This is a genomic window from Erythrobacter dokdonensis DSW-74 (assembly GCF_001677335.1).
GTDB classification, from domain to species: domain Bacteria; phylum Pseudomonadota; class Alphaproteobacteria; order Sphingomonadales; family Sphingomonadaceae; genus Erythrobacter; species Erythrobacter dokdonensis.
Genome location: NZ_LZYB01000003.1, coordinates 194,084 through 207,788, shown reverse-complemented (window position 1 = coordinate 207,788; position 13,705 = coordinate 194,084). Strand labels below are relative to the sequence as shown.

13 protein-coding genes are annotated in these 13,705 nt (G+C 65.2%); 3 read left to right on the top strand and 10 right to left on the bottom strand.

Features of this window, described 5'->3' with window-relative positions; all coding sequences use genetic code 11:
• Nucleotides 1–70 precede the first annotated feature (70 nt).
• From I603_RS07430 to I603_RS07415, 4 genes are read right to left on the bottom strand one after another with little or no spacing between them, the layout of a single operon-like run.
• Nucleotides 71–1,267 (bottom strand): ABC transporter permease, encoded by a 1,197-nt coding sequence (locus I603_RS07430; protein WP_068863657.1) that lies wholly within the window; start codon nucleotides 1,265–1,267, stop codon nucleotides 71–73.
• Complete coding sequence (locus tag I603_RS07425; RefSeq protein WP_198157228.1) at nucleotides 1,267–1,980, bottom strand: ABC transporter ATP-binding protein; 714 nt, start codon at nucleotides 1,978–1,980, stop codon at nucleotides 1,267–1,269. The genes I603_RS07430 and I603_RS07425 overlap by 1 nt, the downstream gene beginning before the upstream one ends.
• Nucleotides 1,980–3,293: an efflux RND transporter periplasmic adaptor subunit gene (locus tag I603_RS07420; protein WP_068863652.1), complete on the bottom strand. Its 1,314-nt coding sequence runs from the start codon at nucleotides 3,291–3,293 to the stop codon at nucleotides 1,980–1,982. The genes I603_RS07425 and I603_RS07420 overlap by 1 nt, the downstream gene beginning before the upstream one ends.
• Nucleotides 3,290–4,699, bottom strand: a complete 1,410-nt coding sequence (locus I603_RS07415; RefSeq protein WP_068864128.1) for an efflux transporter outer membrane subunit — start codon at nucleotides 4,697–4,699, stop codon at nucleotides 3,290–3,292. Before I603_RS07415 ends, I603_RS07420 begins: the two co-directional genes overlap by 4 nt.
• 425 nt (nucleotides 4,700–5,124) lie before the next feature.
• On the opposite strand from I603_RS07415, the gene I603_RS07410 reads away from it, so the two are divergent.
• The gene (locus I603_RS07410) at nucleotides 5,125–5,994 is read left to right on the top strand and encodes a sterol desaturase family protein (RefSeq protein ID WP_084439962.1); all 870 of its coding nucleotides are present in this window, start codon (nucleotides 5,125–5,127) and stop codon (nucleotides 5,992–5,994) included.
• A gap of 12 nt (nucleotides 5,995–6,006) precedes the next feature.
• On the opposite strand, the gene I603_RS07405 is transcribed toward I603_RS07410, so the two are convergent.
• The 5 genes from I603_RS07405 to I603_RS07385 form a co-directional block, all read right to left on the bottom strand.
• The gene (locus I603_RS07405; RefSeq protein WP_068863650.1) at nucleotides 6,007–8,034 is read right to left on the bottom strand and encodes a TonB-dependent receptor plug domain-containing protein; all 2,028 of its coding nucleotides are present in this window, start codon (nucleotides 8,032–8,034) and stop codon (nucleotides 6,007–6,009) included.
• Between the two features lie 38 nt (nucleotides 8,035–8,072).
• Nucleotides 8,073–8,597, bottom strand: a complete 525-nt coding sequence (locus tag I603_RS07400) for a cytochrome b (protein ID WP_068863648.1) — start codon at nucleotides 8,595–8,597, stop codon at nucleotides 8,073–8,075.
• Between the two features lie 150 nt (nucleotides 8,598–8,747).
• Nucleotides 8,748–10,151, bottom strand: coding sequence for a porin (locus tag I603_RS07395; RefSeq protein WP_068863646.1), 1,404 nt, complete (start codon nucleotides 10,149–10,151; stop codon nucleotides 8,748–8,750).
• Between the two features lie 148 nt (nucleotides 10,152–10,299).
• Nucleotides 10,300–11,241, bottom strand: a complete 942-nt coding sequence (locus tag I603_RS07390; protein ID WP_068863644.1) for a quinoprotein relay system zinc metallohydrolase 1 — start codon at nucleotides 11,239–11,241, stop codon at nucleotides 10,300–10,302.
• Nucleotides 11,238–12,032, bottom strand: coding sequence for a quinoprotein dehydrogenase-associated SoxYZ-like carrier (locus I603_RS07385; protein WP_068863642.1), 795 nt, complete (start codon nucleotides 12,030–12,032; stop codon nucleotides 11,238–11,240). The genes I603_RS07390 and I603_RS07385 overlap by 4 nt, the downstream gene beginning before the upstream one ends.
• Nucleotides 12,033–12,099: 67 nt before the next feature.
• On the opposite strand from I603_RS07385, the gene I603_RS07380 reads away from it, so the two are divergent.
• On the top strand, nucleotides 12,100–12,705 hold the full coding sequence (locus I603_RS07380) for a rhodanese-like domain-containing protein (RefSeq protein ID WP_068863640.1): 606 nt from the start codon (nucleotides 12,100–12,102) through the stop codon (nucleotides 12,703–12,705).
• 1 nt (nucleotide 12,706) lies between these two features.
• Complete coding sequence (locus tag I603_RS07375) at nucleotides 12,707–13,000, top strand: EthD family reductase (RefSeq protein WP_068863638.1); 294 nt, start codon at nucleotides 12,707–12,709, stop codon at nucleotides 12,998–13,000.
• Between the two features lie 54 nt (nucleotides 13,001–13,054).
• On the opposite strand, the gene I603_RS14800 is transcribed toward I603_RS07375, so the two are convergent.
• Nucleotides 13,055–13,639: a c-type cytochrome gene (locus I603_RS14800; RefSeq protein ID WP_068863636.1), complete on the bottom strand. Its 585-nt coding sequence runs from the start codon at nucleotides 13,637–13,639 to the stop codon at nucleotides 13,055–13,057.
• Nucleotides 13,640–13,705: the final 66 nt, after the last annotated feature.

The window sequence follows — 13,705 nt, the reverse complement described above, 5'->3', positions numbered from 1 at the left end:
TTATTGGAGCTGCGGTCCGGTATCGTGCTGGCGGGTCGCGCGGCAGCAGCGGTTGATGTATTCAGCGGCATTACTCATGCCGAAGCGCGTCGATTGGATCGAGCTGCGAGGCGCGGCGGGCAGGATAATATCCGAACACGATCCCCATACCGGCGGCAAACAGGAAGCTGATAATGTTGATCGCCGGATCGAACACGAACGGCACGTCGATCAGTGTTGCCAGCCCGATCGAAGCGAGAAAGCCGAGCGCGATTCCTACCAGCCCGCCGAGCGCGCACAGCACCACAGCTTCTGTCAGGAATTGCAGGCGCACCTCCCGCGCGAGCGCTCCGATCGCGAGCCGGATGCCGATCTCGCGGGTCCGCTCCGTGACCGAGACAAGCATGATGTTCATGATGCCGATGCCACCGACCAGCAGGCTGATCGAGGCGATCACCGCAACCATCGCCGTCAGCGCTCCCGTCGCTGCGCCCAGAGCCTGGTTGACCTGAGCGGTATCGATCACGTTGAAATCGTTGGGCTCCGCCCCTTGCAGCAGGCGTCGTTCGCGCAGCAGGTCGACCAGCGAATCCTGGATCACCGAAGCCGCATAAGCCGCATCATACTTGACCACAAAGTAATCGAGGTTGTCGCTGCCCTTGAAGCGCCGCTGGACGGTCTTGAGCGGCATGTAGACCGCATCGTCCTCGTCCGCGCCTCCGCCGCCCTGTCCGCGCTCCTCGATGACGCCGATCACCTGACACGAGACATCGCCCAGCCGCATGCGTGCGCCCACGGGGCTGGTGCCGGGTGTGAAGATTGCCTCACGTACCTTCAGCCCCAGCAGGCAGACATTCTTTCCCGCTGTTTCCTCTTCGGTGGTAAAAGGTCTGCCCTCGGTCACATCGATCGACTGCGCCTTCAGGAACGCGTCGTTCACACCCTGGACACGGGTGTCCCAGTCCTGGCCGTTGTAAAAGGCCGTGGCGGTAGCACCGGCATTGCCCGCAGCGAGCTCGACCCCGGCGATTTGCTGTTCGACAGCGCGCACGTCATCCTCGTCGAAGGGACGGATGGTGCCTCGGTCGGTGCGGACCGGGAAGACAATGAAATTGCTTGCACCGAGCGATGAAATCTCTTCCTGGACCGAAGCGGTTACGCCATTCCCGAGAGTTACCATCGTTACCACCGCGGCAACGCCGATGATTATCCCGAGCGTCGTCAGGATCGAGCGCAGGATATGACGGCGGATTTCGCGCAGGGCCAGGAGGATCGTCGTCCCGAGCATCACGCAGGGCTTCCTTCAGCCGCGAGCGCGCCGCGCTCGATCCGCTCCACCAACCCGTCGCGGAACCGCACGATGGTCTTGGCATAAGCCGCCATGTCTTCCTCGTGGGTGACCATCAGAATGGTGATGCCCTCGGCGTTGAGACGCCGCAGCAGCTCCATGATCTCGATCGAGCGTTCGCTGTCGAGATTCCCGGTCGGCTCGTCAGCCAGCAGGACGTCGGGCTCGGTCACCAGCGCGCGGGCAATGGCAACGCGCTGCTGCTGGCCGCCGGAAAGCTCGGCCGGGGTATGATCGGCCCAGGGCACCAGACCCACCTGATCGAGCGCCCGCATCGCCGCTTCGCGCCGTTTGACCTTGCTCTCGCCGCGATAGAGCAGCGGCAGTTCGACATTTTCCAGAGCGGTGGTGCGCGCCAGCAAATTGAAACCCTGAAACACGAAGCCGAGGTAGCGCCGCCGCAGCAGGCTGCGCTGATCGCGGTCGAGCTTCTGCACTTCCACCCCGCGGAACCGGAAGACGCCTCCCGTCGGCACATCGAGGCAGCCGAGGATGTTCATTGTGGTCGATTTGCCCGATCCCGAAGGCCCCATGATCGCAACGAACTCGCCACGCTCGATGGTCAGGTCCACGCCCTTCAGCGCTTGGAACGCCGCGGCCCCGCTCCCGAAGGTCTTGGTGATCCCTTCAAGCTCGATCAGCGGCTCTGCCATTATCTGCCTGCCGCCTTGACCCCGGTGACGACCTTCATCCCCGGCTTCAGATCATTCGAACGCACCACGGTACGCCGCCCGTCGCTACGTCCGGTGACGACCTCGACCACCTTGAGCGTGCCATCCGCCTGCAAGACCTGCACCTGCTGGCGGCTGCCTTCGCCGATGGTGGCCTGCTGCTTTTGCTCCTCGAGCCCGATCTGAGGCTGGAACACTCCGCCACCGCTTTCCTCCTTGGCGTCCGGACGGAAACGCAAGGCAGCATTGGGGACCAGCAGGGCATTGCCGGTATTCTGGGTGGCGATGGTCGCCGTTGCTGTCATGCCCGGACGCAGCAATCCGTCGGGATTCTGCACTTCGAGCCGCGCTTCATAGCTGACGACCGATCCGCCCGCCGCCGAGGCCACCGCGCCGCCTTGAGCTTCAACCGTATTGGCCGATGCGAGATCAACCCGCTGGAGCGTCGCAGGGAAGCGACGGCCGGGATAGGCATCGACCGTGAAGGTCGCTTTTTGGCCGGTCTTGACCTGACCCACGTCCGCCTCGTCAATCGAGACACGCAGCTGCATTTCGGACAGGTCCTCGGCGATGACGAACAGGGTGACGGTGTTGAAGGCCGCGACCACGGTTTGCCCCGGCTCGATCCGCCGGGCAAGAACCACCCCGTCGACCGGCGCACGGATGACCGCTCGCGAGCGGGTCGTGAGATTGCCCTTGAGCAGCGCATCGGCTGCCTCGATGTTGGCCCGCGCAGAGGCCACCGCCGCCTTGTCGCGTTCGACGGCAGCCTCGGCCTGGTCAATCTCGATCTGCGAGGGCACACGCCCGTCCGAAAGCCGGCGCACATCCTCGAGCCGGGCAAGCTGCACCTTGTCGATATCCAGCTGTGCCTGCGCCTGCGCCAGCGCCGCACGGGCAGCGTTGAGATTGGCACGCGACTGGGCGATCTGCTGGTCGATGATCTCGGTGTTGATCACCGCGATAACCTGCCCCTTGGTCACCCGGTCGTTGACATCAACCGCCACACTGTCGACCGGCCCGGTGACTTCCGCACCGACCTCGACCTGATTGGTAGGCCGCAGGTTTCCTGTCGCGGTCACAGAAAGCGACAAGGATTGCTCAACCACCTCCTGGGCGATGTAGTCCGGCTTCGGCTTCTCGCCGAAGATCGACGAAAGGATCAGCGCGAGCAGCAGCAGGACGATCACCGCCGGTAGCCAGTATTTCATGGTCCGCCGCCATAACGGACGCGGCTTGGTGCCGAGGAATTCGTCCACGCTCGGCGCCTCTGCCGGATTGCTCGCTTCGTTCACTCGTCGGGCTCCCTCGCCGCAATTTGTTCAATAGCCGCACCTTCCGGCACCGACCATCCGCCGCCCATCGCGCGCGCAAGGCTGATGAAGGCGAGCGCACGCGCGCCTTGTGCGTTCACCTCCGCATTGCGCGTAGCGAGCAGCTGGCTTTCGGCCACCAGCAGACGCTGGAAATCGATCAGGCCCGCCTGATACTGGCTGCGCGCAAGCACAGCCGCGTTCTGCGCCCCTTCGCGCGCTTCACCCAGCGCCTCGACCCGCGCGCCGCTGGTCTGAAGATCGACGCTTGCGCTTTCGACCTCCTCCAACGCCACGAGAATGCTCCGTCGCCATGCCGCAAGCGATGCATCGGCGTTCGCCTCGGCCCCCTCGATCCGCCCGCGCACCCGCCCCCCATCGAAGATCAGCTGCGAGAGGCTGGCAAAGACATTGCCGGTCACGAGGTCGAACAGGCTGCCGACATCGGTTGCGCTGGTGCCGATCGTGCCGGACAGCCGGGCGAGCGGATAGAGTTGCGTGCGCGCAACGCCGACACGCTCGAGGTCCGCAGCAAGCCGGGCTTCGGCCGCGCTGACATCGGGACGCAGCCGCAGCGTATCGGCCGGAACCGCGAGAGCGACCTGTGCCGGCGGGACCGGTACTTGGCGCGGAGCATCGGTCAGCGCTTGATATACTCGGCCCGGAGGCTCGCCGATAAGCGTGGAAATCGCGTTTGCCACGGCCACGAGATTGCTTTCGAGCTGCGGGATGCTGGCCGCGGTCTGCGCGCGCTGGGTGCGCGCCTGCTCGACATCGAGGCTGTTGACCAGTCCCGCCTGGTTGCGCCAGCGCGCGATCTGGAGATTGTCGTCCTGATTGGCCAGCGTCTCGCGCGCGATCGCGAGCTGGGCTGCAAGCGAACGGGCGGTCACCACCTGGCTGGCGACCTGCGCGACGATGACCCGCTCGATATCGCCAAGCGAATAGCCTGCCGCCTGCAAATCATTGCGGGCGGCATTGATCGAACCGTCGATCCGGCCGAACAGGTCGATCTCCCAGGCAGCATCGGCACCGAGGGAGAGCAGCACGTCGTCACTGGCGAGGTCGCCGACCTGGCGCTGCGCCCCGGAATTGGCATTTATGGTCGGCAGACGATCGGCACGGGCCTGACGCAGGCCGGCCCGCGCAGCCCGCAGCCGCGCCACCGCCTGCGCAAGATCGAGGTTGTCGCTACGTGCCTGCGCGACGAGTTCCTTGACCAGCGGATCGTCAAGCATCTCCCAATACCGATCAAGCGGCAAGTCCGCGCCGCCCGGCTCGGCCAGCACCCATTGGGCGGGAACGGTCTGGACGCCGGCCATGGCCGGCAGATCCGGGCCGATCGAGGTACAACCGGCCAGCGCGAGCAGAGCGGTACCAAGCATCATACGCGCGGCCGGCGTTGCTGAGCGCTTATTGCTGCCTTTCATGATCCCGGACGCTTCTGCTGCGGATATTGTGCCATGACGCGCGCCCTGAGAGCCCCTGTTGCGAGATCCCGGCCGCAGCACCCCCGGCACCGTCTGAATTTGGGCGGGATCATAAAAATCATTGTCTTGCTAACAGGCGCCTCGGGAGAGCACAACGTGGGTTTGTCGGCTCTGTTGCAACACTGGTCGAACAACCACCGCGATTGGCAGGCCAGTGATGGGGTCTCCCAAAGCCCCCATGGACTATCGAACACTATATGCGAACCGCCTGTGTGGGCGCGTCTGTAGGGGAAGCGTCTCGACGCAGGGGGCAAGATGGCGTATTTTGCTTCGGGCGCTGCCGCTCCTAGGGCCTGCACGAACCGGGCAGACCGAAAGGATCAATGGTGAAACAAAGCCTCATCAACCTACTGCCGCCCGCGACGCTCGCAGCGGTCGTCGCCTTCTGGGCCTTCGCACCGACTGTATGGGTCGAGGCGCCCTGGACGATCGTCATCGTCGGTCTTGCCGTAATCGCTTTCGTCCAGCTGATGGAACTGGTGTTCGAACGCCATGAAGGCTGGCGCATCAACCGCACCGAGCTTGCGACGGACATCTTCTATGTCGCCTTCGGCTACGGTGTGATCGGGTTCTTTTCGGATACCCTGATCCACGGACCACTGGCTCAGCTCAAAGAAAGCCTGGGGATCGCCACTCCGTGGCTCGCCGCCAGCCCCTTCCTCGTCCAGGTGCTGGTGGTGATGTTCCTGTTCGAATTCGGCCAGTACTGGATGCACCGCGCGATGCATAACTGGTATCCGCTGTGGCTGACCCATGCACCGCACCATCACGTGACCCAACTCAACGCGATGAAGGGCTTCATCGGCAATCCGATCGAACTGTTCCTTATCAGCATCGGGGTGACCGCGCTGCTCGATGTCGATCTCAACGCACTGTTTGCCGCGATCACTGCAGGCGGGGTAATCGCGACCTATGCCCATGCCAACGTCCGCGCCGATCCGCCGATCTGGTACGGGTTCTTCTTCACCACCATCCGCAACCACAGCCTGCACCACACGGCGCTGAGCTATGAGGACACGCGCTGTAATTACGGCAATAGCGTAATCTTCTGGGACCGGGTGTTCGGCACCTATCGTGAAGGCGAATCCGCGGTAGTCGGACAGGATGACCGCAGGCGCTTGTCGATCAAAGAGCAGTGGCTGTTCCCCTTCCGCCAGCCGGTCGCACGGAACGGCGAAGAGCCGGCGGAATAGGTACGCACTCCCTCAGAAACCGTAGCGCAGCCCCAACCATATCGTCCGCGGGACACCGAGATCGATCGACCCGCCCTGATTGCGGGTGACGATGTCCTCGCCGGTGAGGTTCTCGCCCCGCAACACTACCGACAGCTTGCCCGCCAGCGGCGCGGCGATAAAGGCATCGAGCGTGGTTGCGGCCGGCAGGACATCGCTTTCCAGATCGTCCTCGAACTGGGCCGAGACATGGCGCAGTGTGGTCGCCAGCTGCCAGCCGGCAGCCGGGCGCCAGCCAAGCGTCAGCGTAGCCGAGAATTCGGGTGTCTGTGACGGGCGGTTGCCGTCGAGCGCGAGCGAGGAGCCTTGCCCGCGCACCTCGGCATCGGTCCAGGCAAGCGACCCGTCGAGACTCACGCTGCCGAACTTCGCCGCCACGCTTGCCTCGATCCCGCGCGCCTCGATCGCGGGCAGGTTCTGGCGCTGGCGCAGGTTCGGCGCGATGGTGACATTGGCGATGGCATCCTTCACCTCGTTGTCGAAGGCGGTGACGGAGAATACCACTTCATTGACCGGCTGCCAGTCGAGCCCGACTTCGAAACCTTGGAGCCGTTCATTCTCGAGCGCGGCATTGGCCTGGGTAGTCACCGGAAACACGACGAAGGGGCGGTAGAGCTCGTTGAGGGTCGGAAGACGCAGGCCGGTATAGGCCGCAGCCCTCAGGTCGAGCCGCCGGGTGGCATAGAACAGCGCGCCTGCCCGCCAGTTCAGCGCCCAGTCGTCGCGGTCGGGCGCGATGATCTCGCTCACCAGCATGCCGGCCGGATTGACCGCGCGATAGAAGCCGTCGGTGATGGAGGTTCGGTCAGCGCGCAGACCGCCGTTGATGATAAGCGGACCGATCTGCCAGTCGTCCTCGATGAAAATGCCGAGATTGGCCGTCGCCCCGCCGGCGCGTCGGCGTTCGGTTATGTTGCCGGAAAAGGCGCTGATCGCTTCTTCCTGCAGCTCCCCGTCGGCACGACGATAGTCGATGCCGATACGCAGATCGTGGCCTTCTGCCACCGGCGGGCGCAGCTCGAACTTGCCGCCCACCCCTGTCGACGGCGTACGCCGCTGGTCGAGCACCGGGGTGAAGCGGGTCGAAGAGATCACCACGTTGCCGAAGTCGCGCGCCTGGACATAGGCGAGCGCGTCAAACTGCCAGTCACCGCGACCGACGATGCGCAAGGAAGCTTCCTGCCCTTCCGAGAAGGAATCCGCGCCTTCGAAACGCAGTGTGCGATTGTCGCGGAAGGCAGCGACACGGGCTTGCAGCTCGATCTGGCCGGTCAGCGGGGCAACCCCGCGCAGTGCGGCATTCCAGCTGTCAAACCCGGCACGCGCGGAGGCCGGGACGCGCTGGCTGTCGGGCGTGGTGAAGAAGCCCTGCCCCCTGTCCCAGCGTCCGCTGGCAACCGCAAAGCCGCTGCCGAGGCGCTGGCTCAGTACGCCGCTGGCCTCGGTCTCCTCGCGATTGTTGATCGCGGCGCTGCCGAGGAAGGTTCCGGTGGCTGACGGATCGGCGCTGTCGAGCTCGATCGTGCCGGCGAGCGCCCCCGCACCGAACGGTCCCGACCCGCCCCCCCGCGTCACGCGGATCTGGCCCAGCGTCTCGGGAGCAATCGCAGATAGCGGGATATAGCCGAAGAACGGATCGGCGATCGGCACCCCGTCGAGCAACACCAGTGCGCGGCTGGTGGCATTCCCGCCCAGCGCGCGCAGCGTCACCCCCTGTGCGCTCGGGTTCGATGAGCGGCTGTCGGAACGACGGAATTGCTGGAAGCCCGCGACACCCCGCAGCACGTCCTCGATCCGGCCCGAGGGGCTGGCGACGATCGTCTCGCGCTCCAACGTCGTGGTAGCGTAGATTCCGGTCGAAAGCGCCGGGTCAAGCCCGCGTCCGGTGACGACAATCTCGGGCTTGGCTTCGCTTTCATCTTCCCCCTGCTCTTGCGCGGCAAGCGGTGCGCACAGCGACAGGGCACAGACACAGACGGACAAACGCAACTTCATGGGCATCAGAGTACTTCCAGACAGATCAATGGCAGGCGTGGAGGTCACGCCATGCTCCTGAGGACATCGTCCCTCAAAATGAAGTGGTGGCGAAGCGCCGCGGCGACATGCAGGATCACCAGCGCGACGAACAGCCAACCCAGAATCTCGTGAGCTTCGCGGCCCACAAGATAGGCCAGATCGGTGCGGGCGACATCAAGCTTGGGCAGATCGAAAAGGCCGAACCATGACAGCGGGTACTTCCCCGCCGATGCCATGATCCACCCCGTGACCGGCATCGCAAGCATCAATCCGTAGAACAGGCCCTGCACCAGCCGTGCGCAGAGGGCCTGCGCGCGCGTGACCGTGCCGGGGTAGGGCGGGTGCGTCCAGGTGAAGCGCCAGGCGATCCGCACCATAGTCAGCGCGAGAACGGTCATGCCGATCGCCTTGTGGGTCGGGATCACGCGGATCACATCTTCGAAGGCATCGTTGAGCAGACCGCTGGCGAGGTTGGCGATGACCATCGCGGCAATCAGCCAGTGCAGCGCGCGCGCGCCGCGATTGTAGCGCCGGACAGCCTCACTCATGTGCGACGCTCCTCGAAAAAAGCGAAAAGGCACATCGGGTCAAAGGCATCGTCTGGTTCCGGAACAGCAATCGGGGCGTGCCGTCAACCGGCCGGGATGGCTGTGGTCCCGACCGGTTGCGGCTTGGTGCGTGCGATATCCGCCCTTTTGTCAGAAGAAAAGGATGGCGCCCGCCGCAATCGAATTGCTGTCGGCCTCGTTGCCATTGTGCGCCTCGCTCTGCGCCTTGGTATATTCGGCCAGCAACGTGACCCAGTCGGTCAGGCTGTAACGCAGCTGTCCGATGTAGCTGGAGTTGGTTTTTACCAGCGTGTTGCCGATGGCGGTCTCGTTACGGGTGAGGTCGAGATTGCTCTCGCCATAGCTCGCACCGATGCTGAACTTGCCGAAGGTGGCCAGCCCTTGCACATAGAACCCGTCGCTCGAACGCGGATTGCCGAGTGCATCGGTATCGAGCAGGTTGAGCACCGTGGTCCCCAGACCCTTGGCCTTGTACCAGTTGGCAACCCCGGTGAACGGCCCGACAGTCACCTTGCCGCCCAGATCCATGCCCCGGCCCGTATAGGACACGAGCCCGCCGGTGCCCTGGCCAATCGTATCGTGGCGCTGGGTCACGCCCGAGGCCCACAGCCGCAAGCCCACATCGCCAAGGCTCGCATCATAGGTCAGCTTGCCCTGGAAACCGGGCTCGGTATTGGTCTGCGCCGGAGCGGTCAGCGATTGCAGCGGCTGGAATACCCCGACCGAGGCCTGAAAGCCGCCAAGGTTCGGGCTGGTATAAGTGATCTGCGGCTGGAAGTCGGTGTAGATATAGCCCGATCCGATCCGTCCGAGGCTGGTATTTGCCGGAGCCACATTGCCGCCGGAAGGCCCCACGGCGAGCAGGGTAATGTCGTTGAGGATCGCCTCGGAACCGAACAGGCCGATGTCACGGCCCATCTTCACGGTGCCGAAGCCCCCGCCGATGGTGATGTAGACCTGGCGGAAGTCGATGCCCGCAGTTGCCAGCGCGGTCGGCTGGCCGCCGTTATTGGCGCCCAATGGCCCCCAGTTGGCCGAGTTGATTCCCGGATACATGCCGAAATGCGCACCGATATCGAGTCCGGCCTGCTGGGTGGTGACATCGATCAGCAGATAGCCCGGCAAGAGCCCGTTGCGCACAGCGTTCGAGCTGTCATCCCCGACCGAGGCGATCCCGCCTGCCACCGCGGTGGTTGCCCCCGGCGTATCGGGATTCTCGTTGACATAGAAGGCGTTGACCGATCCGGAGAACTTGATCGTTGCGGGACCGACCTCGAGCCCGATGCCCTTTTCGGTCATCTTTACGAAGCGCTCGCTCCCCTCGGGCGGCGCGGCAGGCGCCGGCGCGGCCGCCGCCGGCGCTGCCTGCGTTTCCGCCATCAACGCGGCATATTCCTCCTCCGTCAGGATGCCCTTTTCATAAAGGCGTTGCAGCAATTGCTGCGTCGCCGTCCCCTGTGCCAGTGCGGGAGAACCCAGACCCGCCAGCGCCAATGCTCCGGCCGCGCAACGCAGCCAATATCCGCCCCTCATAGAACGTCCCCTTTTCCCAAGTCGCTCGCACCGTCTTGCGCGGCGCGGTGCCGGGAAAACTGCGCAATGGAGCGGTGCTGCGATATTGGACTTTGGGCTCTGAGACTTTGGTCTGAGACCGAAGCGCCCAGACGCGCGAAAAGCCGGTTCAACCGTCGACGCGCGGCAGCAGTTCGGCTTCGAGGCGCGGATAGAAATGCGAGACCGAGCGGGTCAGTTCATACCGCGCCGCCGCGATCCCGGCGAAACGGTCCGGTATGGGAAGGTTGGCGGCCTCGGCCATGTCGAGCCCGCTAGCGACCGAACGGCGCAGCGAGGTCTCCAGCCAGCCGAGCCAATCGCGCGTCTGCGCAATCGCTTTGCCCGACGTGTCGAGCGGTCCATGGCCCGGAACCAGCTGGCGATGGCCGACTGCCTCGAGCCGCTCTAGCGACGCTTGCCATCGTGCGAAATCCGCATGGGGCGTGGCGGGCGCGCGGTCGTGAAACACAAGGTCGCCGGCAAGCAGGGTCCCTGAGGCATGATCGAGTATGGCCAGATCGCCCTCGCTATGCCCGTCAAGCGCGAGCAAGCGCAGCGAGCGGCCGCCGAACATGGTGTCTCCGCCGGTGACGTCACCCAGCGGCAGCACCACCTCGGTGCCCGTCATCCAGCCGACCAGCATGCGGTACATGGCATCGGCAAAGCCGCTGCCGTCGCGTTCGAGCTCGGCCCGCGTGGCGGGCAGGGAATGAATTGGAGTGCCGGAAAAGGCTCCATTGCCGAAGCTGTGATCGGGGTGGAGGTGGGTAATGTAGATCCGCCCCACCGGCTGGCCGGTAAGCCGCCGCGCAAGCGCCTCGAGCGCCCTGCCGAAGGCGAGCGAGGGCCCGGTATCGACAAGGATTGCTCCCGCATCACTGGCCATGATCACGGTGTTGGCGATTGCACCGCCATTGGCGAAACCGATCGCCTCGTCGGCACCGCGCACCATCCAGATGCCATCGCCGATCGCACTCGCTTGCGGTTCGTAGGTGCCGGCGAATTGCTGTGCGCGCGCGGCAAAGGGCAGCGCCAGCGCGCCGAGCAGCACCCCCCGGCGCGCGATCATCGGAGCAGCGCCGCGGCGATCCTGGTGCCGCTGGCGGGCGCAATCTGGCCGTCGAATTCCAGCCCCCCGGTGTCACGCGCCGCAACGCTGATCGCGCCTGTGACCTGCGGGACAAGCATCAGGGTAAAGGAAGGATCCTCGCTCACGGATGCATGGATCGCCATCCGCGCAAGCAGTTTGCCCGCCGCATCGGAAACTGTCAGCCGCTCGATATTGTAGACCGGGATGTTTTCGACCAGTCCGGTATCCATCGGGTGCCGAAAGGCGACCCGCAGGCGCGTCACATCCGCGCCGCTCCAGACCGCGCCGCGCATCTCCCCGAGATGATCGGCCCAGTCGCCGCGCACCCGGCTGAGCGGCGGCGCCGAACATCCCCCGCCCGCCGCATCGACCCAGTCGCCCGCGACATGCCACACCCCGTCCGCTGTCAGCACGGCGGCGCGGACCGGCGTACGCTGGTCGAGCTTGATGCGGGTCGCAACGAAGGCTTGTGCCTCCAGCGGCGTGTATTCGACCGCGACAGGGATCGGGTTGAGATCGGCGAAGATGACGATCCGCACCACCTCGCCCAGCGCTCGCGCATCGACCGTGACCGGCATGACATGCTGGTTTTCCGCCAGCATCGGCAGTTGCACCTGCACCTTGTCGTCGAATACCACCGGCGCGCCCGCGAAGAGCTTTTGCGCATGATAGTCCCACATCGGCGACCCCAGGGGATCTGCGGGGAGCGGTTGCGCCAGAGCGGCCACCGGAGCAGCCAGCATCGCGAACGGGAGAATCCTGCCTATCATACCATTGGCCAATGTATTCCTCCGTCCGGCGCGGGGCATATAGTACCTTGGACCAAGGGGAGACGGGATGCGCGGAAGGGCGATCATTGCGGGAGCCGTGGCAACGCTGGCGCTGATATCGGCCGCAAGCGCCGGAGAGCCGCAGCCGCCGTCGGCCGGGCCCGCGCTGTTCGATGCGCAGGGCTATCGCACCTCCCGCTATCGCAACCCGATCAAGGCCGATCCCGCCCCTGCCGCCGTCATCGAACTCGCTGCAGCGCTCGCGCTTGAACCGGGCAAAGAGGCGCTGTTCATGGACGTGATGCCGGTCGAGGGCGGCGTGCGCGATCCGGTCACGGGTGTCTGGACACTGAGCAGGGAACACCTGACCATCCCGGGCGCGCTATGGTATCCCGAAACCGGCCGGGCGCCGGTCGATGAAACCCTGTGGCAGGCGCTCGAGGCAAAGGTCGCCGAAGTCCGCCGCCAGGCGCCCCGGCTTCCGGTCGTCCTGTTCTGCCGCTCGGATTGCTGGATGAGCTGGAATGCCGCCCGGCGCCTGGCCGAGCGCGGCCATGACAATATCCACTGGCTGGCCGAAGGAACCGACGGCTGGCACGCCGCCGGACGCGGGCTGGTCGCTGCCACGCCAGTGGCGATACCGGCTACACGACAACAGGAAAGGAACGACTGATATGGCCAATCTGGTGGTGAGCTACCCTCGGCAAGAGGGGGCGCAGTTCGATGCGGACTATTACCGGGACACGCATATCCCCCTGGTGGAGTCCGCATGGGGCCCATGCGGACTGACGGGAGCAGAAATCCTGTGGCCGGCCGATGGGGAACAGTCCAATGCAGCGATGGTGGTGCTGCGGTTCCGCGATGCCGCGGCAATCGACGCCGCGATGACGGCCCCGGGGACCGCCGAGGTCATGGCCGACATCGCGAAGTTCACCGACATCGGGCCGGTCATCTATCGCACCGCCTGAGGCAGGCGAGGCGCGGGCCTGATTGCTCCAGCCCGCGCCCGCACCTTGCGACCCTCAGCCCTGCTGCTTCAGGTAGTCGATGATTTCCTGTCGCTTGGCGGCATCCTTGATGCCCGGAAAGCTCATCCGGTTGCCAGGCACCAGCGCACGCGGGTTTTCCAGCCACTTGTGCATCGTCGCCTCGTCCAGCACGAGGCCCGCTTCCTTGAACGCGGCCGAGAAGCCGAAGCTGCCTTGCGCGGCGGGCTTGCCGAACACGCCATAGAGATTCGGGCCGAGCTTGTGCTCGCCGCCCTTTTCGGTGGTGTGGCACACGGCGCAGCGGGTGAACGCGGCGGGCGGGGCCGTGACGGCGGCGAGCTTGACCACCTCGGCCTCCGGAGCTGGCGCAGGCGGCGGAGCAGGTTTTTCCGGTGCGACTGCGGTCTCGGCCACCTTTTCCGGCTCGGCCTCCGGTGCCTCCTCGGCAACGGGTGCTTCGAGAGCCGCTTCCTCGCCCGCTGGCGTGGACTCACCGGCAAGCACTTCGGCCGGCGGAGCCTCTGGTGTAGCAGCCTCTTCAGAAGCCGTCTCACCGCCCGAGCAGGCGGTCAAGGCCAGCGCCAGAAGCCCGCCGACAGCAATATTGCGCAGAGCCATGGGTATCCTCCCTCTTATGCATCGATCTAGCGTCGAACCTGAAGGTGACAGGTTTGCGCGCCCGGC